The sequence below is a fragment of the Caulobacter sp. NIBR2454 genome, from assembly GCF_027474405.1.
In the GTDB taxonomy this organism is placed as follows: Bacteria; Pseudomonadota; Alphaproteobacteria; order Caulobacterales; family Caulobacteraceae; genus Caulobacter.
Genome location: NZ_CP114871.1, coordinates 2347358 through 2366553 on the forward strand (window position 1 = coordinate 2347358; position 19196 = coordinate 2366553).

General features: G+C 67.2%; 18 protein-coding genes. 6 read left to right on the forward strand and 12 right to left on the reverse strand.

Annotated features, from left to right (window positions below; translation table 11 throughout):
* Window positions 1-22: 22 nt before the first annotated feature.
* The 5 genes from O5K31_RS11575 to O5K31_RS11595 form a co-directional block, all read right to left on the reverse strand.
* Window positions 23-1045, reverse strand: coding sequence for a 2-oxoadipate dioxygenase/decarboxylase family protein (locus tag O5K31_RS11575; RefSeq protein WP_269713750.1), 1023 nt, complete (start codon window positions 1043-1045; stop codon window positions 23-25).
* 9 nt (window positions 1046-1054) lie between these two features.
* The gene (amaB, locus tag O5K31_RS11580; RefSeq protein WP_442867782.1) at window positions 1055-2542 is read right to left on the reverse strand and encodes an L-piperidine-6-carboxylate dehydrogenase; all 1488 of its coding nucleotides are present in this window, start codon (window positions 2540-2542) and stop codon (window positions 1055-1057) included.
* Window positions 2543-2591: 49 nt separating this feature from the next.
* Window positions 2592-4007: an FAD-binding oxidoreductase gene (locus tag O5K31_RS11585; protein WP_269713752.1), complete on the reverse strand. Its 1416-nt coding sequence runs from the start codon at window positions 4005-4007 to the stop codon at window positions 2592-2594.
* Window positions 4008-4103: 96 nt separating this feature from the next.
* Entirely contained in the window at window positions 4104-4856 is a 753-nt protein-coding gene (locus O5K31_RS11590) for a hypothetical protein (RefSeq protein WP_269713753.1), read from the reverse strand.
* A 58-nt stretch (window positions 4857-4914) separates the two neighbouring features.
* On the reverse strand, window positions 4915-5691 hold the full coding sequence (locus O5K31_RS11595; protein ID WP_269713754.1) for a class II aldolase/adducin family protein: 777 nt from the start codon (window positions 5689-5691) through the stop codon (window positions 4915-4917).
* A 180-nt stretch (window positions 5692-5871) separates the two neighbouring features.
* Between O5K31_RS11595 and O5K31_RS11600 the strand changes: the two genes are divergently transcribed.
* The 3 genes from O5K31_RS11600 (at window position 5872) to O5K31_RS11610 (ending at window position 8407) form a co-directional block, all read left to right on the forward strand.
* Window positions 5872-6978, forward strand: a complete 1107-nt coding sequence (locus O5K31_RS11600; protein ID WP_269713755.1) for a DUF2336 domain-containing protein — start codon at window positions 5872-5874, stop codon at window positions 6976-6978.
* Between the two features lie 62 nt (window positions 6979-7040).
* Complete coding sequence (locus O5K31_RS11605; protein ID WP_269713756.1) at window positions 7041-7823, forward strand: NAD kinase; 783 nt, start codon at window positions 7041-7043, stop codon at window positions 7821-7823.
* A gap of 104 nt (window positions 7824-7927) precedes the next feature.
* Window positions 7928-8407 (forward strand): Hpt domain-containing protein, encoded by a 480-nt coding sequence (locus tag O5K31_RS11610; RefSeq protein WP_269713757.1) that lies wholly within the window; start codon window positions 7928-7930, stop codon window positions 8405-8407.
* A gap of 56 nt (window positions 8408-8463) precedes the next feature.
* Here O5K31_RS11610 and O5K31_RS11615 read toward each other — a convergent pair whose 3' ends face one another.
* The 3 genes from O5K31_RS11615 to O5K31_RS11625 form a co-directional block, all read right to left on the reverse strand.
* Window positions 8464-8769: a sigma factor gene (locus tag O5K31_RS11615; RefSeq protein ID WP_269713758.1), complete on the reverse strand. Its 306-nt coding sequence runs from the start codon at window positions 8767-8769 to the stop codon at window positions 8464-8466.
* Window positions 8770-9091: 322 nt separating this feature from the next.
* Complete coding sequence (locus O5K31_RS11620; RefSeq protein WP_269713759.1) at window positions 9092-10372, reverse strand: hypothetical protein; 1281 nt, start codon at window positions 10370-10372, stop codon at window positions 9092-9094.
* Window positions 10373-10387: 15 nt separating this feature from the next.
* Window positions 10388-10735 carry a helix-turn-helix domain-containing protein gene (locus O5K31_RS11625; protein ID WP_269713760.1) on the reverse strand — a complete coding sequence of 116 codons (348 nt, stop codon included), beginning with the start codon at window positions 10733-10735 and terminating at the stop codon, window positions 10388-10390.
* Between the two features lie 156 nt (window positions 10736-10891).
* Here O5K31_RS11625 and O5K31_RS11630 point away from each other — a divergent pair, with 156 nt between their 5' ends.
* On the forward strand, window positions 10892-11296 hold the full coding sequence (locus tag O5K31_RS11630) for a hypothetical protein (protein WP_269713761.1): 405 nt from the start codon (window positions 10892-10894) through the stop codon (window positions 11294-11296).
* A gap of 59 nt (window positions 11297-11355) precedes the next feature.
* Here O5K31_RS11630 and O5K31_RS11635 read toward each other — a convergent pair whose 3' ends face one another.
* Complete coding sequence (locus tag O5K31_RS11635) at window positions 11356-12507, reverse strand: DUF2336 domain-containing protein (RefSeq protein WP_269713762.1); 1152 nt, start codon at window positions 12505-12507, stop codon at window positions 11356-11358.
* 233 nt (window positions 12508-12740) lie between these two features.
* Between O5K31_RS11635 and O5K31_RS11640 the strand changes: the two genes are divergently transcribed.
* Window positions 12741-14456, forward strand: coding sequence for an ATP-binding protein (locus tag O5K31_RS11640; protein WP_269713763.1), 1716 nt, complete (start codon window positions 12741-12743; stop codon window positions 14454-14456).
* Here the strand turns inward: O5K31_RS11640 and O5K31_RS11645 are convergent.
* Genes O5K31_RS11645 through cysT form a run of 3 tightly spaced genes read right to left on the reverse strand, consistent with a single transcriptional unit; the run spans window position 14453 to window position 17198 of the window.
* Window positions 14453-15481, reverse strand: coding sequence for a sulfate/molybdate ABC transporter ATP-binding protein (locus O5K31_RS11645; RefSeq protein ID WP_269713764.1), 1029 nt, complete (start codon window positions 15479-15481; stop codon window positions 14453-14455). The genes O5K31_RS11640 and O5K31_RS11645 overlap by 4 nt on opposite strands.
* A 14-nt stretch (window positions 15482-15495) precedes the next feature.
* Complete coding sequence (gene cysW, locus O5K31_RS11650) at window positions 15496-16338, reverse strand: sulfate ABC transporter permease subunit CysW (protein WP_269713765.1); 843 nt, start codon at window positions 16336-16338, stop codon at window positions 15496-15498.
* The gene (gene cysT / locus O5K31_RS11655; RefSeq protein WP_269713766.1) at window positions 16335-17198 is read right to left on the reverse strand and encodes a sulfate ABC transporter permease subunit CysT; all 864 of its coding nucleotides are present in this window, start codon (window positions 17196-17198) and stop codon (window positions 16335-16337) included. Before cysT ends, cysW begins: the two co-directional genes overlap by 4 nt.
* A gap of 281 nt (window positions 17199-17479) precedes the next feature.
* Between cysT and O5K31_RS11660 the strand changes: the two genes are divergently transcribed.
* On the forward strand, window positions 17480-19183 hold the full coding sequence (locus tag O5K31_RS11660) for a tetratricopeptide repeat-containing sulfotransferase family protein (protein ID WP_269713767.1): 1704 nt from the start codon (window positions 17480-17482) through the stop codon (window positions 19181-19183).
* Window positions 19184-19196 lie beyond the last annotated feature (13 nt).

Genomic DNA, 19196 nt, shown 5'->3' on the forward strand with positions numbered 1-19196 from the left:
CTCATGCGAACGATGCTCCCGGCTACATCGACGCCGCTTGGGTCATCTTGAAAATGCCCTGGGCGTTGCCAGTGTCGAAGGCCAGATCCATCCGACCCGTGGTCGGATCGATGTCTCGGGTGATGAACTCATAGAACGAACCCGGGACCTTCAGCACCACCTCGCCGCCGCCCTCGCCGATGAAGGTGCGGTCCACATGGTCGGCGCGGAACGCCGTCTGGCGCACGCGGCCCGAACCCGAGATCTCGATCTTGTCCTTCACCGCCCGGCCCAGCTGGCGCTGGCCTTCAGCGGTCGCCTCCACGTCGGCGACACGGTCGGTGGCGTGGTTGAACGACGCGCCTTCGGTCGCGATCCAGGCGGCTTCCGCCGACTCCGCCTTCAGCGTCTGATAGTCGCCGAGGGCGGGCACATCGTGCGTCACGGCGAAGGCGCCCGTGATCTGGGGCAAGGCTTTCTCGGCCAGAGAAATAGGCGCCTGACCGTCCTTGGCGAACGCGGCCAGGGCTTCGCGGGCCTCGTCGCCGAGCGGGTCCTTCGACGTTCCGAACACACGCTGCGCCGCCGCCTGGAATTCCGGCGAGAAGCGGTCCACGTGAAGCTCGCTCAGGAAGAACTGCGGCACGCCTTCCGGATGATCCAGGTGGGCGTACGCCCTGCCCGTCATCTTCAAGCGGTCCAACGGATAGAGCCCCGCCTGATGATAGCCCAAGGGCTCGAAGATGCGGGTGAAGGCCTCGATGCCCCCCGGCAGGGCGCCCGTCGGCCCGTCGGCGAAACGCACCGTGCGCAACGCACCGTGGTCGAACACCACCCTCTCATCCTGCGCCTTGCGGTCGCCCACATAGGCCGCGCCCGTGGGCACGCGGCCCATCAGGTCGTGGAACAGAACGCCGTTCATGGCCATGGCGAACACGCCGCGCGAAACGGTCTCGCCCGCCTCCTCCGTCAGGGCCGGCTCCAGGTCGAGGGTCGCCAGCACGTCGGCCGCCGCATCCGCGCCGAGGACGGCGCTCAGCAGACGTTCAAGATTGGACTGGGCCATGATCATTCCTCACACATCGAACACCACGCCCTGCGCCAACGGCAGGGTGCGGCCATAGTTCACCGTATTGGTCGCCCGTCTCATATAGACCTTCCAGCTGTCGGAGCCGGCCTCCCGGCCGCCGCCGGTCTCCTTCTCGCCGCCGAAGGCTCCGCCGATCTCGGCGCCGGACGGACCGAGATTGACGTTGGCGATGCCGCAGTCGGAACCCTCGTCGGAGACGAAACGCTCCGCCTCGCGCATGTCGAGGGTGAAGATCGAGGATGACAGCCCCTGCGGCACGTCGTTCTGCAGGGCGATGGCCTCATCCAGGTCGCGGTACTTCATCACATACAGGATCGGGGCGAAGGTCTCGCGTCGCACCACCTCGGTCTGCTCGGTCATCTCCACAATGGCCGGACGGACGTAGAAGCCGTCCAAAGCCCCCTCGATGGAGACGCGCTCGCCCCCATGCACGGCGCCGCCCGCCGCCTTGGCCTGCTCCAGCGCCCTTTGCATGCCATGAAACGCCGCCGCGTCGATCAGCGGCCCGATCAGCGTCCCTGCCGTTCGCGGGTCACCCACCGACACCGAGCCATAGGCCGCCTTCAGACGCGGGACAAAGGCGTCATAGATACTCTCATGCACGAACAGCCGGCGCAGGGTCGTGCAGCGCTGCCCCGCCGTGCCCATCGCGGAGAAGGCTACGCCCCGCAGCGTCAGGTCCAGGTCCGCGCTGGGCGCCACGATGGCGGCGTTGTTACCGCCCAGCTCCAGGATCGCCCGCGCGAACCGGCCGGCCAGTTTCGGCCCCACCTGCCGCCCCATGGCCGTCGAACCGGTAGCCGAGACCAGCGGAACCTTTGGATGGTCCACCAGCGCCTCGCCCACGCCCTTGCCGCCGATCAACACGGTCGACAGCCCCTCCGGCGCATCGCCGAACTTCGCTGCCGCCCTGTCGAACAGCGCCTGGACCGCGAGGGCCGTCAGCGGGGTCTTCTCGGACGGCTTCCACACCACCGCATCGCCACAGACGAAAGCCAGGGCCGCGTTCCAAGACCACACCGCCACCGGGAAGTTGAAGGCCGAGATCACCCCCACCACGCCCAGCGGATGCCAGGTCTCCATCATCCGATGCTCGGACCGCTCGGTGGCGATGGTCAGGCCGAACAACTGCCGGGACAGGCCCACGGCATAGTCGCAGATGTCGATCATCTCCTGGACCTCGCCCAGGCCCTCGGACGTGACCTTGCCGGCCTCCAGCGTCACCAGCCGCCCCAGGTCGTCCTTCGCCGCGCGCAGTTCCTCGCCCAGCAGACGGACCAGCTCGCCCCGGCGCGGGGCCGGAACCTTGCGCCAGGCCAGATAGGCGGCGTGCGCCCTGTCTATGGCGGCCGAAGCCTCGGCCGGCGTGTGCTCGCGCAGCTTGCAGACCGCCTCCCCCGTCACCGGCGAGCGCGCCTGCAACGTGCCGTCGGACGGGACCGAAACGCCAAGGCGCTTCAGGACATCGAGCATTTCACCCGCCACGGGGGCGATGGCTGCGGACATTGCGAACTCCGAAAGATCAGGCGTCGGCGGGGCCGAAGCGCGCTGCGCCGACCGGCGCCTTTGAAAATAGATCGACCACCGCGCCTGACAGGCGTTTGAGGTCATCGGGGGTGTAGGCGTCATAGGCGGCCTGATTGGCGCGGCCGATCCCATGCTCGCCGCTGAAGCTGCCGCCGTACTTGCGCACGGCCAGGTCCAGTACCGCGTCGTTCAGCGCCGCCGCCCGCTCGGGGCTCGCCGGTCCCTCGGCGCGCAGCAGGTTGAAGTGAACCCCGCCGTCGCCGATGTGACCGAAATCGCAGACTTCGTAGTCGCCAAATTCTCCGGCCAACATCGCGATCGCCTCGCGCCGGAAAGCCATGACCTGCGACCGGCGGAACGACAGGTCGAACCCCGTCACCGGCCCGCTGGCCCGAAGGCCTTCCGACAACGAATGGCGCAAGGCCCAGGATCGCTCCGGCGGCGCCATCACCGCATCGGCCAGCGGCGCATCTTCGCGCTCGAACAGACCGGTCAGAGCGCGTTCCAAAACCTCATCCAGCGACGCCCCCCCGGTCGAGGTCCGCGACAGCTCCACCAGCACCGCATAGGCCGGGATTTCCCCGCCCGCGAACGGATTGCGCAGGGACGCCACGTGCTTCAGCGCATGGCTCATGGCCGCGCGTGACATGCCTTCGAAAGCGGTCAGGTATTCACCGGCCTCCTTCTCGAACGCCAGCAGCAGGTCCAGCACCGCGTCCTCGTCGCGCGGGATCAACAGGGCCGCCGCCGTCTGGGTCGGGCGCGCCTTCACCTCCACCATCACCTCGGTGATGACGCCGAGCGCGCCACAGGAGCCGACCACCACCTGCCGCAGGTCCAGAGCCGCATTATCCTTGCGCAGACCATCGCCCAGCCGCAGCACCGTGCCCGCGGCGTCGGCCAGCACCAGCTCCAGCCCCAGTACATGCCGACGCATGTCGCCATAGCGCAGGAACCGCGCGCCGCCCGTGTTGGTCGCCGCCATGCCGCCGATCATCGGGTCCGAACCCAGGTCGATCGGCAGGAACAGGCCGTGCGGCTCCAGCGCCGCGTTCAGCGCCGAAAGCCGAACGCCGGCTCCCACCCGCGCGGTCCGGTCGGCGACGTCGATCTCGAAGCGCGCCTTGAGGCGATCCAGCGACAGAACGATCTGCCCGCCACTCCTGTCGGGCGTCGAGCCCAGCACCAGCCCGGTGTTGCCGCCCTGCGGAATGAAGCTCAGCCCCTCGCGCACGCAGTAGGCGACCACGGAGGAAACCTGCGCCGTATCCGCCGGCCGCACCACCAACGCCGCCTCGCCGCCGCCATAGCGGGCGGCCTGCTCGTACGCAGCCAGATCACCAGCCTCGCGAACCAGCCCTTCCGGCCCCACCAGGGCTTCGAGAGCAGCGATGTGTTGGGGGCTCAGCAAGCGTCCCGTTTCCCTGCGTCTGCGCGTTCTTGCTCTTCATATCCCGGCCGCGCAGGACTTCCTGCCGCAAGCCGGGGGCGGCGCGCAACCCCGCCCTCAGAAATCCCGCCACACGGCCACGACCGGTCCTCGGTCCGCCGGGACATGGCGCCCGGTCAGCGTCTGCCGCCACCCCGCCTGAACACGCCACGAGCCCAGCCTTCGGACAATCGAAGCCTCGCCCTTCAGCCAGAGCGGCTTGGCGTAATCTCGTTCCGCACGGCCGGCATAGGTCTGGATCAGCACCTGCCAAGCCCGCGCGACCTCCACCCCCACCGTCGCATCCACACGCATCTCGTCCGCCACCCCGCTGCGAAACAGCCGCGCCGCCTGCACTTCGCCGAACGCCTCGCGGCCAAGGACCTGCATTGACCGCCCGGCCAGCACCCGAAGCTCCCAGTCGACACTTCCCCGGCCCGGTGGCGCATAGAAGATGTTCCTGCCCACCCCGTCGATGATCGCTCCGCCATAGACGGCCATGGCCGTCCGTTCGCCCTGCACCACGGCGTAGCGCGCGCCCACCTCGATGGGGCCCTGCCCCCAATAGGCGAAGTGCAGGTCTTCACCGGAGTAGGGATTTGTTTCGACGAAACGCCCTTCGACGACGCTCACCTTGGTCTGCACGGTCAGTTGATCGCTCAGCCCTTGCTCGCGCCACTGGCTCACAGCCGCCTCGGAGGCCGGCTTGCCGCGTGTTCGGCGTCCACGGCCGTCGAAATCCAGCGTCGACCGCGTGGATTCGTATTTCAGGATCGTCTGCCCCGACCCGGCCTCGGGCGCCCAGGCGCCGGAGTGGGCTTTAGTACACATGAAAACCGCCGCGAACCCGAGGCTCGCGGCGGCGAATTTTCGTCCATGAGACCTTATGTCAGGCGTCGTAGCCAGGAAGCTCCCGATCCAGTTGGCGCAAGCAGCCCGGCCAAGCCAGACCGCCCATCATGCCCATTCCGGCGCCGACCTGGCTGCGGACCTCGGCCTGGGCCGCCTCCGGCGCCAGCAGCACGTTCTGACGGCCGATGCTCAGGGCCATGACCTGCTGGGCGCAGGACCGCTCCAGGAAGAAGATGCCCAGCCACGCCTCGGCGGCCGTCGATCCGACCGCCAGCGTGCCGTGATTGCGCAGCAGCATCACCCGCTTGTCCCCCAAGTCGGCGACGATGCGCTCGCGCTCCTCCAGGTTCAGGGCGATGCCCTCATAATCGTGATAGGCCAGCTGCGGCAGGGTGATCAGGCAGTGCTGCGTCAGCGGCAGCAGGCCTTCGGCATGGGCCGAAACGGCCGTACCCGCATCCGTATGCAGGTGGATGACGAAGTTGGCGTCCTCCCGCGCGGCGTGGATCGCCGAGTGGATCGTGAAGCCCGCCGGATTGATGAAGCCGGTCGTCTCCTGGACGATGTTGCCCTCCAGGTCGACCTTCACCAGGCACGAAGCGGTCATCTCGCCAAAGAACATGCCGTAGGGATTGATCAGGAAATGATGCTCGGGTCCCGGCACCCGCGCCGAGATGTGGGTGAAGATCATGTCGTCCCACCCATGAAGCGCGGCCAGGCGGTACAGCGCGGCCAGATCAACCCGCGCCTTCCACTCCGCGTCGCTTACGCGTCCCTTGAGCGAGGTGATCCCCGCGACGGCTCCATCGGCCATGGCTGTCCTCCCTGGACTTGTTGTTGACGGAAGCGTCGCGCCGGCCCGGCCTCGCGTCAAGATCAATGACGCACGCGTCATTTTCGACCCAAGGTCGTTTCCCCCGCACAATTAAAACTCTTTTCACGACAAGGGGTCAGGGTCACTACTGAGCAGTAAGAGCTTTCAAGGATCGATCGGGTGACCCAAGCCGCCCAGACCGACAAACTTCTGTCGATGGCCAAGAGCCGCGACCCAGCAGAGCGCGAGCGACTGCTGCGTGGCATCGCGGATCTGTGCGACAGCGCCGCGACCAGCGGCGCGACCACCGCTCCGGCTATTCAAGAACTACTCGACTCCATCTTCATGTCCTTGGTCATGCAGGCGGAGCGCGACATCCGCGCCCGCCTCTCCGACCGCATCTCCGAAGCCGCCTGGGGCCCCGCCGCGCTGGTGCGCATGCTGGCCGAGGACGAGATCGACATCGCCCGCCCGATCATCGCCGCCAGCCCGGTCCTCAAGGACCAGGATCTGCTGCGGCTGCTGGTCGAGGCCACGATCGAGCATCAGATCGAAGTCGCCCGCCGTCCCAAGATCGGCAGCGAAGTGGTCGAAGCCATCCTCAACAAGGGGGAGCCCCTGGTCCTCGCGGCCTTGGCCGGCAATGACAGCGCCGACCTCAGCGACGCCGCCATGGACCGACTGGTGGACTTCGCCAAGCGTGTGGCCGGCGTCCGCTCGCCTCTCGCACGCCACCCCAGCCTGTCGGCCGAGCTGGCCGAGCGTCTCTATCAGTGGGTGGGCCAATCCCTCCGCGCGGCCCTGGCCGCCCGCTTCCGCCTGGACCCCGCCAAGCTGGACGAAGCCATCGCGCGCTCGATCCAGGACGCCCACACCGGCTCCTCCACCACCCTGCCCCTCCGCGAGGACGACAGGGACATCATGGACCGCATCCTGATCGAGAAGCTGCACGCGGCGGGTCAGCTGCGCCCCGGCTATCTGGTCCGCACGCTCAAGGAAGGCCAGCTGGAGCTGTTCGTCCTGGCCCTCGCCGTCCTGGGCGGCTTCGAACCCGACCACATCCAGCGCTCCATCGACGGCGAGCGTCCGGAACTCCTGGCCCTGGCCTGCGCGGCCGTGGGCATCGACCGCAGCGTCTTCCCGACCGTGCTGGACCTCGTGCGTCGCCTGAACGGCGGGCGCCCAGGCGGCGGGGCGGAGGGCGCGCGTCGCGCCATCGGCGCCTTTGGTCCCTTCCACGCCGAGATCGCGGGCGTCGCCTTCCGCAAGGCCGCCGCACGCGCGTGACACCCTGCGCTTGAAGCCCTGACCTTGACGGGGCCAAGCCGTTCAGGCCTTGCTCCGCAACGATGTACAGTCCGCAGCCCGTCGTCACGCGCCTTGCCTTCACGGCCAGCGATCGCCCTGAAGCGCAGGAGGCCATGGAGCGCCTGGCCAAGCGCTATGGCGCCGTGTCCGAGGAAGAAGCCCAGATCATCGTCGCCCTGGGCGGCGACGGCTTCATGCTGGAAACCTTGCACCGCCACATCGAGCAGCCAAAGCCGATCTACGGCATGAACCGCGGCTCGGTCGGCTTCCTGATGAACGAGTATAGCGAGGATGCGCTGATCGAGCGGATCAACGCCGCCGAACGGACCATCATCCACCCGCTGAGCATGGTCGCCATCGACACCAAGCGCCGCCAGCACCGCGCTCTGGCCATCAACGAAGTCTCCATGCTTCGCCAGACCCGCCAGACCGCCAAGTTGCGCATCTCCATCGACGGCAAGATGCGCATGAGCGAGTTGGTCTGCGACGGCGCGCTTGTGGCCACGCCGGCCGGCTCGACCGCCTACAACCTGTCTGCCCACGGTCCGATCATTCCCATCGAGTCCGACGCCCTGGCCCTCACCCCGATCAGCGCCTTCCGCCCTCGCCGCTGGCGCGGCGCCCTGCTGTCCCACACCGCACGGGTCACTTTTGAGGTGATGGAAGCGGACAAGCGTCCGGTCAGCGCCGTCGCCGACAACTTCGAAGTCCGCGACGTCGTCGAGGTTCACGTCTCCGAGGATCGCTCGGTGAGCCTGTGCATGATGTTCGACGCGGGCCGCAGCCTGGCCGAGCGCGTTCTGGCCGAACAATTCTCGGCGTAACAGCCTGCCGCGGCGAAAGCGCTGTTCGGCATTAAGGCCAATACACGTTGTTAATATCCACGCCCTAGCTTGGCAGGAACTGTATTTAGAGCGGAGGCTCCCTCGTGGGCCAGACTCAAGCCAAAGCCGAGATTATCCAGGTCCCGAACCTGCTGCGCGCCAAGGTGGGCGGCGGAAATATCGATAAATCGGCCATCGCCAAGGCCGAGGCCGCCTTGCAGGCTTTGTCGAGCAACTTCGGCCAGTGGCTGCAGGACGAGATCGACAAGCTGGAAGTCGCCCGCAAAAAGATCGACGCCGACGGCATGTCGACCGAAACCATCGATGGCCTCTACCTGCGCGCCCATGACCTCAAGGGCCTGGGCTCGACCTACGAATATCCGCTGATCACCCGGCTGGCCGGCTCGCTATGCCGCCTGATCGACGAGCCGGAGAAGCGCATGAAGGCGCCGCTCCGCCTGATCGACGCCCACATCCTGGCCATCAAGGCCGCCGTGCGCGACGGCATCAAGGTGGACACCCACCCCCTCGGCAAGGCCCTGGCCAGCGAACTGGAAAGCCAGGTCACCCAAGCTCTGGCCTAAATCGTCAAGCTTCGAAGAGCATTCCAGGGGACGCTTCGGCGTCCCCTTTTTGTCAGTCATGCCACCTTCGCCGCTTCGGCCGTGAAGCTGGCGTAGTCCTCGGCGGGAAGACAAGCGGCCGTTCGCCGCCGATATTGGATCAGCTTGTACCGCGCGATGGCGTACATCCAAGGGGTGAACGGGTCTCGGCGCCGATAGGTGCTCTTGCGCCTATGCGCCGCCGAAAGAGCGTCGAGTACAAGGCCATCGATAATCTCAGGCCCCCCTGCCAGCCGAAGGGCGAAATACCTTCGCAGCTGTTCCGACATGGCGCCCAGCAGTTGACGGTAGGCCCCAGCGTCGCCGTCGAGGCTACGCAGCATCAGCGCTTTGAGCGCGCTTTCCCTCAATTGCATGGCCGTGGGCGACACGCGCGAGCTTGAGTTGGAGACTCCGAAGATGAATGGGCGGCGCTTCCCGTCCGCATTGTCGAAATGCGGGAAGTCATCAATCGATCCCCCAAATCCATTCATTTCCACATAATATCACACGAAAACCAAATCATAACATCGGTTTGTAGGCTTAAGTGCAACAAATCTGTGGATGCCGCGCAGGACGACGGCCGGAAGCCCGGCGCTGTTCTGCAACAGCGCGCGCGGGAGTAGTCCGGGACTAAAGAGGTAGCCCGCCGACCAGGCGGCGGGCTCAGCCGGCGACGGCGATCAAGCTGGGCGACCCGACGAGAGTGACCTGCACCTGACCCTCCTCAAGGGTGAACATCAGATCCATTTCGCCATTGTCGTCGGCATCCACCAGAACACCAGATGCGCCGTAAAACCCGCCGCCGATCGGCGTTGTCGTCAATTCGCCCAAGCTGCCGGTCTGAAGCTCTTTATCCGATACCGTGATGCTGCCGCCCGTGGTGAAGGCATCGCCATTCGCCACCTGGATCACGTCGCCCTCGGCAGCGTTGAAATCCAGGATCCAGCTGTTCAGCGAAACTTGGACGCCGGCGATCAATTGCTGATGTATCTCAGCCACCAGCTCGGTCGAGAGGACGAAGATGTCCGCCCCCTCGCCGCCCTCGGCGGTATCGCCAACCGACACGACCAGGGTGTCATTCCCCTCGCCGCCGCGAAGGATGTCAGCCCCCTCGCCGCCATCCAGATAGTCGTCTCCGGCGCCGCCCTCGAGCACATCGTCGCCCGATCCGCCGTACAGGTAGTCGTTACCGCCGCCGCCCGACAGCAGGTCGTCGCCCGCCCCGCCGACCAGGATCTGATCCGCCTCGATGGCTGGGGTTTGGGAGCTCGACGCATGACTCGCTTCCTGTTGAGGCGCGGGAAGCGGGCGAGCGACGGAAACGGGGGCCGGCGTAGGGGCGGCGTCACGATCGGTCATCACCAGTTCGACCGGAGCGGACTCGATCAGCGGCTGAACCACCTGATGCGGATTCAGCGGTCGAAAGGTGTGCTCCGGACGGTCGGCCGGGCGATGCGCCGCCTCCGCCGGAGCGCCTTGTTCACGCGGGGCCGGCTCGACGGCGTTGGTCGGCTCCATGGCCTTGGCGGCTGCGGGCGCGGCCTCCGCATCCTGCGCCGATAGGAAGAAGTCCGCCGCCAGGACAGCCAGCACCAGGGCCGGCAAAGGGAACTCACGACGCGCGGCGGGTGCGCGATCGCTGGAAACGCCCAGCATCCTTTCCACGAGGGATCGCAGGTCAGCGCCCTCCGAAACGATATCTCGATCGGCTTGGTGAACCACGAATGCGCCCTTGATCCGAGCGACGTGTATCAGCACCTCGTCGGTATCCGGCCGAAAGACGATGAACCAGGGCGCGCCGTCGTCGCTGACGCCTGACGCGGTTTCGAACGGCAGACCCGATTGCGCCAGATCCGCTCTCAAGCGCAGAAGTTCTGCCTTCTCGCGCGTGCTCCAATCGCCGATGCGTTCGGCGGCTCGGACGAATTGAACGACGTCCCCCATCTGCTCCTCCGAACCCTAGCCGGCGGACGCCGAGCGCGCTTCGCCCGGAAACAGCAGGCGGAAAACGTCAGGATCGTAGAAGGACAGCAGCATCTTGGCGAAAGCCTGCGGGTCGTGCCCCAAGGCCTTGGCCCAGCTTTCGAAATGCTCGGAGGGCACGCGGCCATAGCCGCCCTCAACCTGCGAGACGAAGGTGTAGTAGCGCAGGCCCACTCGCTCGGCGATCTCTGCCTGGGTCAGGCCCGCCGCCTCGCGCTGGGCGCTCAGCCAACGGCCGGCCGCCTTGCGCGCCAGACGTGAAGCATCGCCCTTCTTCGGGGCTCCGCCTTCGGCTTCTCCGCCCTTGGGTCGCTTGATCGCCATCGATTCACTCCTCGTCCCGCGACCTTATCGAGTTCGCATTCCGAAATCTACGTTACGTGAAGTTTGACATGATTTTCAAGTTTCAATATTACTGTACTTGCGCGCATCCAAACCCGGGCGGTCCGCCCTCCTTTGCATCCATAGTGAGGATCAAAAATGAGTAACTTCACCACCATCGACAGCTCGAAGGGCCCTATGTCCTTCGACCTGTCCCAGTTCAGCCCGGTCAATGTCGGCCAAACGCCGCTTTTGAACCTGGATTGGGCCAAGGCCGCCTTTCTCGCCGGGACCTTCCCCGCCGAAGGCGTGACCATCGACGGCGTCACCTACAATCTCGTGCCGATCGACCCGTCGAAGCTTGACCTGGGCTTTATCCAAACCGTCAAATCCGGCGACTCCAGCATTATCAGCTCGGCCGGTTCGGCCCTGCAACCCTCCAGCGAGTCCATCTGGCAGGTTCCGAGCGCCGAGGCCGGCTCGTTCATCGAGCTGAACATGGAAGCGATCGACCTCGCAGGCATCGGCTTCGCGTCGGTGGACTTCCACACCTTCACGTTCTGATACAACGGGTCGATCAGTAGATCCGTGGGGCGGAGCGTCTTCGGGCGCTCCGCCTTTTTCTACGCCGCGCCGACGGTCGCCTTGGACTTGCCCTTGGCCTTGCTGCGCAGGCGATCCAGCTTGCCGAGCAGGTAGTCGGCGTCTTCACGTCCCGGAGTTTGCGGCTGGGTCAGAAACCGCTCCAGCATGCGGCGCTGGAAATGCTCCTGGTCGCGCAGGTCGCCGTCGATCTCCAGCGAATGATAGGCGTCCACGCCCGCCCGAAACGCTCCGTACAGCCGCGCTGGCAAAGCCGCGCGCTCGTAGATCGCCCGCAGGCCTAGTGGCCCGGCATCGTGGATCATCAGCCAGGTGCGATGGTGCGGCACGCCCGCCAGTTCCGCCATGCCCCACTCGAAGAAGCTCATGTGGCCGTGCGCCAGTCCCCGCAGCAGCAGGGACGGCGTCAGCCGCCCGCTGAGGTTCAGGTGGCGAACGAAGTCCTTCAGGTCGGCCGCCTGCCCCGCCTGGTCCACCAGGTCGACGACCGCCCGCTCCTTGGTCTGGTCGATCAGATCGTCCAGCGCGCCGGCTGGCAGCGGGTGCGCCGCCAGCAGATGGGCGCGAACGCCCTCGCTCACCATCTCCACCAGGCGTTCGGTGACCGACAGCGGCAGAACACGGCGATAGGCCACGGCGGTCAGGATCGATTCCGCCGCCTCGAAGCGTTTCAGCACCTTGCCCAGGCCGCTTTCGGAAAACTGGGCGTTGTCGTTGGCGATTGCGGTGCGGACGGCGTCACCGCCGGCGTGCTCGGCCAGGGCGTCGGTGACCTTGGGTGTCAGGGTCGGGCGGCGGGCCACGGCCGTCTGACGCGCCGTGTCGCCCAGCCGGACGATCTCGGCCAGATCGGCATCCGTGAACGACGGCGACTCCATAAGGATCGGAATGGCGATGGTGTCGACGTCGCGGGCCAGTTTGTTCGCCACGTCGCGCGGCACCAGGGGCGAAGCCCGCAGGGTCACCGCCAGGGCGCGGCGGACCAGCTCAGCCGCGTCGGCGGCCATGACGCGTAGAATCTCCTGAGCCCGCTTGCGGTCCTCGTCGTTCAGGTCGGCGTTTTCGATGCTGCGGCAGATTTTGTGGGCCGCCACGGCGCGCTCGTCCGGCGTCGCGCCTTTGACCAACATGCGAATATCAGCGTCGGTCAGCGCCCCCCGCGTCGTCGACATGCCCCTGATCGTCCCCAAATTGCGGCGTTCTACGATTCGGAATGATCGTTCAGCATGCTTAACGCTTGGTCACCACATTCTGCTGGGGATTAAGGATGTCCTGTAACACCTCACGAACCACGGCCCACTAGGGTGCGCGGTTTCTCGGGGGTCCTCAGGGCGTGTCATCGGGCGTGGAAACTGCGGAGGCTGGTCGGCCAGACGCTACAGTCGTGCGCTTGCTCGCGCTCGACATGCGTCGCGACACCCTGCGTCCAGCGCTGACGGCTTTCGCGGTCTTCGTACCGCTGCTCGCCTTAGCGGCCGGTTTCTCCCACAACGTGGGCTGGATGGCCCTGAGCCTGGCGCTCTACACCGCCGGATGTGGGTGCTTCTACGCCCTGATGAAATCCTTGCAGCGCGAGCGCAGCTCGCCCGCCAGCCGCTCGCTGCGGCATCTGGTCGCCACCGGCGTCTGGGCCTTCGCGGCCTTGCAGGTGGTGCTGTTCTCCCGCGACGCCGGTCCAGTCCGCGAGGCCCTCGCCCTGATCGCCATGAGCTCCGGCGTCTGCGCGATGTTCTTCGCCGCGCCCAGCCGCACCGCCCTGATCCTGGCCGCCCTCGCCCTGCTGGCGGGACCGGTCACCTTGTGGCTCGCCCCCCAGGGCGCCTTCGCGGCCGCCTTGTCCGGCGGCATGTCTCTGCTGGCCGTGGCCATGGCCGTCGTCACCAACCACATGCTGCGCAGCCAGTTCCTGCGCGCCGCCGAGCGTGAACGTCTTCTGGACGAACGCGCCGGGGCCCTCGCCGACTTCCGCTCCCTGGCCCAGGCCAAGTCCGACATCGTCGCCGCCCTCTCGCACGAGATCCGCAACGGCCTGACGGGTGTGACGCACGTCCTGGCCGGCGCTGTAGGCGGTGAAGGTCAGCCCACGCCGACGCGCGAGCAGTTTTCCGCCGCACTCGAAGCCGCCCGTGACCTGATCGGCGTCCTCAACGCCACCCTCGATTCCGAGACAGCGGGCCAGGGCCTGCTTGCGGTGGAACAGGGGCGCTTCGACCCCACCCGCCTGGTGCATGACCTCGTGCTGCTGGAGCGCGCGCATGCCTCGGCCAAGGGCCTGGAGCTCAATCTCCACATCGCGCCGGAGCTGGAGGTCCGCGGTTCCGGGGCCGTCACGGCCGACCCCCTGCGCACCCGCCAGATACTGGCGAACCTGATCAGCAACGCCATCAAGTACACCTCGCGCGGTCGGATCGAGGTGCGGCTGGAGCGTCCCCGCCCCGACTGCGTGACCTTCGCCATCGCCGACACCGGCCCGGGCCTGTCGCCCGACGAGCTGGTCTATGCGTTCGAGGCCTTCCGCCGGGTAGAGCGCACGGGCGCCGGCGTGCCCGGCGCGGGTCTTGGCCTGTCCTTGTCGCGCCAGCTGGCCCAGTTGATGGGCGGCCGCCTGTCGGCCCAGAGCGCCCTGGGCGTAGGCTCCTGCTTCACGGTCGAACTGCCCTACGATCCCAACGCCGCCATCGCCGGCGAGCCCGAAAGCGAGCAGCCTGCGACGAACGTCCGCGGCCTGCGCGTGCTGGTCGCCGAGGACGACGGCCTGAACGCCGCCATGATGCGCGCCATCCTCGAACAGCTGGGCCACCAGGTGGTCCACGCCCAGAATGGCCGCCGCGCCCTGGAGCTGGCCGAGATCTGCGACTTCGACCTGATGATGCTGGACGGGCGCATGCCCTATCTGGACGGCCCGCAGACCGCCGCCGCCGTCCGCCGCCTGCCCGGCGCCCGCGGCGCCACGCCGATCATCGCCGTCACTGGCGGAGATGACGATGAAACCCAGGCCTGCCTCAGCGCCGGGGCCGACGCCGCCGTTCGCAAGCCCGTCACCGTGGCCGGCATCGCCCGCGCCGTGTCGGAAGTCACCCAGCCGCGCAAGCCGGCCGAGGAAGAACGCGCCGCCAGCTAAGCCGGAAAGACGTGCGCCTTGGTCGCCGCCAGCGTCAGCGACTGCCCGATCGACAGACCCGACGCCTCGCCCCGCGCCACCACCGCCTCGATGGGCGCGCCGGCCGACGTGACAACATCCAGGTGCGCCACCGCGCCCTGAATCGACACCCGCTGCAGCGTCACCGCGAACCCGCCCTTGCCGCCCAGCGCCAGATCGTAGGGCCTAACGAAGCCGCTGGCCGGGCCGTCGGCGATCCCGTTGGCAGGCAGGGTGAGCCCGCCACCCGTGAAGAGCCCGCCCTGGACCGCGCCCTCGATCCGGTTGGCGTCGCCCACGAAGCCGCAGACGAAGGCCGAGGCCGGATGGTCATGCACCTCGTCCGGCGTGCCTACCTGCTCGATGGCGCCCGCGCTCAGGATCGCGACCCGGTCAGCCAGGTCCATGGCCTCTTCCTGGTCGTGGGTGACGAAGATGGTGGTCACGCCCGTCGCGTCATGGATGCGCCGAAGCTCCTTGCGCAGCGACTTGCGCACCGTGGCGTCCAGCGCCCCGAACGGCTCGTCCAGCAGCAGCACGCTCGGCGACACCGCCAGGGCCCGCGACAGGGCCACGCGCTGGCGCTGGCCGCCCGAAAGCTGCGACGGATAGCGTCCGCCCAGCCCGTCCAGCTCCACCAGCTTCAACAGCTCGTCCACCCGCCGGGCGATCTCCGCCTTGGGCGGTTTGTCCTTGCCCTTGCGCACATCCAGGCCGAAGGCGACGTTGCGCGCCACGGTCATGTGCTTGAACAGCGCGTACTGCTGGAAGACAAAGCCCACCCGCCGCTTGGCCGCGCTGGCGTAGCTCACGTCCTCCTCGCCAAACAGGATCTGGCCGGCGTCCGGAAACTCCAGGCCAGCGATGGTCCGCAGCAGCGTCGTCTTGCCCGAGCCTGACGGCCCCAGCAGAGCCAGCAGTTCGCCGTCGGCGATCTCAAGGCTGACGTCGTTCAGCGCCGGGTATCGGCCGAAGCGCTTGTCGACGGAGCGGATCGAGATGGTCATGGACACCCTTGAGGTCAGTGGCCGCGGCCGCGCACGGCGGGCTGGGCGATCTCGAGCAGTCCCTTCAGCACCAGGGTCGCCACGGCCAGCAGGCAAAGCAGGGCCGCGACGCTGAAGGCGCCGACGAAGTCGTACTCGTTGTACAGGATTTCGACATGCAGAGGCATGGTGTTGGTCAGGCCGCGGATGTGCCCGCTGACCACCGACACCGCCCCGAACTCACCCATGGCGCGGGCGTTGCACAGCAGCACGCCGTACAGCAGCCCCCAGCGCACGTTCGGCGCCGTCACCCGCCAGAAGGTGTAAAGCCCCGACGCGCCCATAGAAATGGCCGCCTCCTCTTCGCTCGTCCCCTGCTCCTGCATCAGCGGGATCAGTTCGCGCGCCACGAAGGGGAAGGTGACGAACACCGTGGCCAGGATGATCCCCGGCATGGCGAAGATGATCTTGATGTCGTGGTCGATCAGCGCCTCGCCGAACCAGCCCTGCATGCCGAACACCAGCACGTAGATCAGGCCCGCCACCACGGGCGACACGCTGAATGGCAGGTCGATCAGGGTGATCAGGAAGCTCTTGCCCCAGAACTCGTGCTTGGCCACCGCCCATGAAGCGCAAAGTCCGAACACCGCGTTGAACGGCACCGCGATGGCGGCCGTGATCAGGGTCAGCTTGATCGCCGCGATGGCGTCGGGATTGGAGATGGCCTCCAAAACCGCCCCGGAGCCCCGCCGGAACGCTTCGGCGAACACCGCCGCCAGCGGCAGCAGCAGCACCAACGCCAGGAACGCCAGGACGACCGTGGTGATCAACGCCTTGGCCCAGAACGGATCTTCGGTCGGGTGACGCGCGCGGCTCATCCCTCGATCCTCCGCGCCCAGGCCTGAATGGCGTTGATGACGAACAGCATGGCGAAGGACGCTGTCAGCATGACCAGCGCGATCGCCGCCGCCGCTGCGTACTCGTATTGCTCTAGCTGGATGATGATCAGCAGCGGCGCGATCTCGGATTTGTAGGGCATGTTGCCGGCGATGAAGATCACCGAGCCGTACTCCCCCACCGCTCGCGCGAAGGCCAGGGCGAAGCCGGTCAGCCAAGCGGGCGCCAGGGCCGGCAGCACCACTCGCGCCACGGTCTGAAGCCGATCCGCCCCCAGGCTGGCGGCGGCCTCCTCCACGTCGGCGGCAAGATCCCGCAGCACCGGCTCGATGGTCCGCACCACGAACGGCAACCCGATGAAGGTCAGGGCGATGACCACGCCGACCGGATTGTAGGCCGCCTTGATCCCCAAGGGCTCAAGGTACTGCCCGACCCACCCGTTGGGCGAATACAGGGTGGCCAGGGCGATGCCGGCGACCGCCGTCGGCAGGGCGAACGGCAGATCGACCATGGCGTTGACCACCGCCTTGCCCGGAAACTCGTAGCGCACCAGCGCCCAGGCGGTCAGAACCCCAAACACCCCGTTGATCACCGCAGCCGCGAACGCCGCGCCGAAGGTCAGGCGATAGGCCGCGATGGCACGCTCTGAAAAGGCGGCGGCCAAGAACTCCGACGGCGACAGCTCCGCCGCCTTGATCGCCACGGCCGACAGCGGAATCAGCACCACTAGCGACAGCACCGACAGGGTCACGCCCATCGTCAGGCCAAAGCCCGGAATGGCCGACTTGCGCCGAAAGAGCGGGCGTCGTCGAGCCGTGATGGCGGGCGTGGTGCTGGTCATCAATCGGCTAAGCCGCGCGTTTCTCTAATGCATGACGCCAGCGCGCGCCGCCTTTTGCAGCGCGATCCGGCAAGGGTTTGGGCGATAATCCCCACCTCCTAGCTGGACAATCAAGTTTTTCTGGTTGGGCCGACAGGTCTTTTCTCCTGCCGTCCAAGCAGGGCAGGAGAAACAGCGCCGACGCTCCTCAGCGTGACGATCTTGCGCTACTTCTGAATCCGTCATCCTGAGAAGGCTGCGCACGCAGCGGTCTCGAAGGACGCAACCAAGTCGGGGCCGTCTTGTCGCCAACCTCCAACCTCCTCGTCCAACAGGGACGCGAAGCGATCGGTCGCGGCGATCTGGCCGGCGCCGAGCGGGCGGCTGAAACCCGGCTGATGACCGATCCGCGCGACATCGACGCCCTGGAGATCCGGCGCCTGATTCAGGAAAGACGCGGCGACATCAACGGCGCCGTCGCCACCCTGCGCCAGATCATCGGCATCGCGCCCGACGCCGATTGGGCGCACGACGATCTGGTCACCATCCTGCTCAAGCACGGCCGGATGGAGGAAGGCGAGGCCGCCGTCCGCGACGCCCTGCGGGCCGATCCCGACAACCCCGACGCCCACAATCTGTTCGCCGCCTTGCTGGTCGCCCGCAACGACCTGCCCGCCGCCGAACATCACACCCGCCGCGCGCTGCAGATCGCCGGGCCTCATCCCGGCGTCCTGGCCAATCTCGCCCTGAACCTGCTGCAGCAGGGGCGCGTGGACGAGGCCGACCCCCTCTTCCGCCAGGCCGACGAACTGGAGCCCGAGAACGTCGCCACCCTGGCCAACTGGTCGCGCGTTCATGAGGTTCGCGGCGAACTGGACAAGGCCCAGGCCCTGCTCAACCGCGCCGCCGTCGCCGCCCAGCGTACGGGCGAGGACGTCAGCCTGCGCCGCGCCGTCTATCTCGCTCGCCAGAACAAGCCCGAGGAGGCCCTGAACCTCCTCAACGCGGCGCCCAAGCCCCTCTCCGGCGGCGCTCAGCTGGAACGCGCCCGCATGCTCGACCGCCTGGGCCGAACGCGCGAGGCGTGGCCCGCCCTGGTCGAAGCCAAGGCGACCCTGGCGGGTGAAATCAAGGCGACCTACGATCACGCCGCCGTGGCCAGCGAGTTCGCCGCCCTGAGGGCCTTCTTCACCCGCGCCAACCTCACCCGCCTGCCAAAATCGACAAAGCGGACAGACCAGCCGCAGCCGATCTTCATCCTCGGCTTCCCGCGCTCGGGCACCACGATGATCGAGCAGATGTTGACCAGCCACCCCAAGGTGACCGCCGGCGGCGAACTGCCCTTCGTGGGCGAGATGCCTGACCTGATCGAGCGCCTGCTGCCTGGACACAGCGCCTTCCCGGGCCGGCTGGCCGAGGCGCTCACCGCCGACAACGCACATATCGCCGACATGCTGCGCGACTTCTATTTCGCCCGCGCCGCCCGATACGGCGTGATCGCCAAAGGCGCGGCCTTCTTCACCGACAAGATGCCGCTCAATGACGTCTATCTGCCGTTGATCCGCATGGCCTTTCCGCAGGCGCCGGTGATCCGCATGGTCCGCCACCCGCTGGACGTGACCGTGTCGATGATGGCCAACAACCTGACCCATGGCTTCAACTGCGGCTATCGCGTCGACACCATCGCCGCCCATTTCGAGGCGATGACCGACCTGACCGCCCACTACGGCCGCGAACTGGACGACATGGGGATCACCCTGCGCTACGAGGACTTCGTCTCCCGGCAGGAGGATCAGACCCGCCGCCTGCTCGACTATGTCGGCCTGCCCTACGATCCGGCCTGTATGGCCTTCCACAAGAGCCGACGCTTCGCCCCCACGCCCAGCTACGCCCAGGTCACCGAACCGCTCAACGACCGCTCTATCGGCCGCTGGAAAGCCTACTTCGCCGAGCTCGCTCCGGTCGGCCAAAGGCTGGCGCCGGTGATCGGGGCGCTCGGATACTAGACCCATGCGCCGC